Origin of the sequence: Intrasporangium sp. (assembly GCF_035280925.1) — a bacterium.
In the GTDB taxonomy this organism is placed as follows: Bacteria; Actinomycetota; Actinomycetes; order Actinomycetales; family Dermatophilaceae; genus Intrasporangium.
Genome location: NZ_DATEEY010000161.1, coordinates 1 through 2,624, shown reverse-complemented (window position 1 = coordinate 2,624; position 2,624 = coordinate 1). Strand labels below are relative to the sequence as shown.

The following is a 2,624-nucleotide window of genomic DNA, read 5'->3' as shown; positions in this document are numbered from 1 at the left end:
CTCCCGATCGCCGCCGTGCTCGTCGTCGGCGCCGTCTGGCTGGGTCCCGGCGTGCTCCTCGACCTCTCGCTCGTGCTGTTCATCGGCATCCTCATCGGCGCCTACTCCTCGATCTTCATCGCGACGCCGCTCCTCGTCTCGCTGCGTCGCAACGACCCGGCCGTCCTCGAGCTCGACAAGCGGGCTGCGCGGCACCAGGCGCGGCGCGCGAAGGACCTCGCCGCCGAGGAGCGCGCGAGCGCCTCGGAGGAGCCGGTCACGGTGGGCGGCCCGGGTGCGCCGGCTGCGAACGAGGGGGAGGGAGCGACCATCACCGGTCGAGCCGTCCACAAGTACGCCCAGACCGGCCCGCGCAACCAGCCGCGGAGAACACCCAAGTCACGGCGCTGACCCCGGCCGGGCTGCGAGGGGGTTGCGGACCCCAGGCACTGTGGGTGCGGCCGGTGTCGGTCCTTGACCGACGACTACACTCCCGGCATGGCCGAGGACATCACGACGGCTGCACCGGGGACGTCGGCCCCCGGCGTGTCGTCGCGCGCGCGAGCCCGCGCAGCCCTCGCCCTCGTCGGCCGCAACCGCGTCCCGGAGAACCCCGTCCTGGAACCGCTCCTGCAAGTGGTCCGGAGCACTCACCCCAAGGCGGACCTCGCGCTGGTCGAGCGCGCGTATGCCGTGGCCGAGCGGGCACACGACGGCCAGAAGCGCCGCTCCGGCGACGACTACATCACCCACCCGCTCGCAGTGACGACGATCCTCGCCGAGCTCGGGATGACGCCGACCACCTTGGCGGCGGCGCTGCTGCACGACACGGTGGAGGACACGGCATACAGCCTGGAGGCGCTGCGGCGTGACTTCGGCGACGAGATCGCCATGCTCGTCGACGGTGTCACCAAGCTCGACAAGGTGACCTACGGTCAGGCCGCGCAGGCCGAGACGGTGCGCAAGATGGTCGTCGCGATGGCGCGGGACATCCGGGTGCTCGTCATCAAGCTCGCCGACCGGCTGCACAACGCCCGGACGTGGCGGTACGTCTCGCAGGAGAGCGCCCAGCGCAAGGCCAAGGAGACCCTGGAGATCTATGCGCCGCTCGCGCACCGACTCGGCATGAACACGATCAAGTGGGAGCTCGAGGACCTGTCGTTCCAGGCGCTGTACCCCAAGGTCTACGACGAGATCGTCCGCCTCGTCGCCGAGCGCGCGCCGGCCCGGGAGGAGTACCTCGCGGGCGTCCGCGAAGAGGTCGGGGCCGACCTGAGGGGCGCGAAGATCAAGGCGACGGTGACCGGCCGGCCCAAGCACTACTACTCCGTCTACCAGAAGATGATCGTCGGCGGCCGCGACTTCGAGCAGATCTACGACCTCGTGGCCGTACGCGTGACCGTGGAGACCGTCCGCGACTGCTACGCAGCCCTCGGTGCGCTCCATGCGCGGTGGAACCCGGTGCCCGGCCGGTTCAAGGACTACATCGCGATGCCGAAGTTCAACATGTACCAGTCACTGCACACGACGGTCATCGGGCCCGGCGGGAAGCCCGTCGAGATCCAGATCCGCACGCACACGATGCACCGCCGGGCGGAGTACGGCGTCGCCGCCCACTGGAAGTACAAGGAGGACCCGGCCAAGGGGACCGGTGGCGAGGGCGGGGTACAGGTCCGCGACGGGCAGAACGACCCGGTCAACGACATGGCGTGGCTGCGCCAGCTCCTGGACTGGCAGAAGGAGACCTCCGATCCCGGGGAGTTCCTCGAGTCCCTGCGCTTCGAGATCAACGCCAGCGAGGTCTACGTGTTCACCCCGAAGGGCCAGCTCGTCGGGCTGCCCGCCGGGTCCACCCCCGTCGACTTCGCCTACGCGGTGCACACCGAGGTGGGTCACCACTGCATCGGCGCGCGGGTCAACGGACGGCTGGTGCCGCTGGAGAGCCAGCTCGACAACGGTGACGTCGTCGAGGTCCTCACGTCGAAGGCCGACTCCGCCGGCCCGTCCCGCGACTGGCTGTCGTTCGTCCGCTCGGCCCGGGCGCGCAACAAGATCCGGCACTGGTTCACGAAGGAACGCCGCGAGGAGATGATCGACCTCGGGAAGGACTCCCTGGCGAAGGTCATGCGCAAGCAGGGGCTTCCGCTCCAGCGGCTCACGTCCCTCGAGTCCCTCACCGGCATCGCCGAAGAGCTGCGGCTCGGCGGTATCGACAGCCTCTACGCCGCCATCGGGGAGGGGAACGTGTCGGCGCAGCACGTCGTCTCGCGCCTCGTCGCCTCGGTCGGCGGCGAGGAAGGGGCGAGCGAGGACATCGCCGAGGCCGCTGTCCCCGTCGCCACCCGACCGAGCGCGCGACGCTCGAACGACCCGGGGGTCGTCGTCAAGGGGATGGCCGACGTCTGGGTCAAGCTGGCCCGGTGCTGTACACCCGTGCCGGGTGACGACATCCTCGGCTTCGTCACGCGGGGCAACGGCGTGTCGGTCCACCGCACGGACTGCACGAACGCGGACTCGTTGCTCTCCCAGGCGGAGAAGATCATCGAGGTCGAGTGGGCGCCCACCGCCGGCAGCATGTTCCTCGTCCAGCTCCAGGTCGAGGCACTCGACCGGTCCCGCCTGCTGTCAGACGTCACGCGGGTCAT

Annotated in this window: 1 protein-coding gene and 1 pseudogene; both read left to right on the top strand. The window is 70.0% G+C overall.

All coding sequences use genetic code 11. The features are described from left to right. Positions 1-390 (top strand): annotated as a pseudogene (locus tag VJN29_RS14720) (protein translocase subunit SecF); the annotation flags it as partial. An 87-nt stretch (positions 391-477) separates the two neighbouring features. After that, positions 478-2,624 (top strand): bifunctional (p)ppGpp synthetase/guanosine-3',5'-bis(diphosphate) 3'-pyrophosphohydrolase (locus VJN29_RS14715; RefSeq protein WP_324144384.1); only part of this gene is annotated, 2,147 nt, incomplete at its 3' end.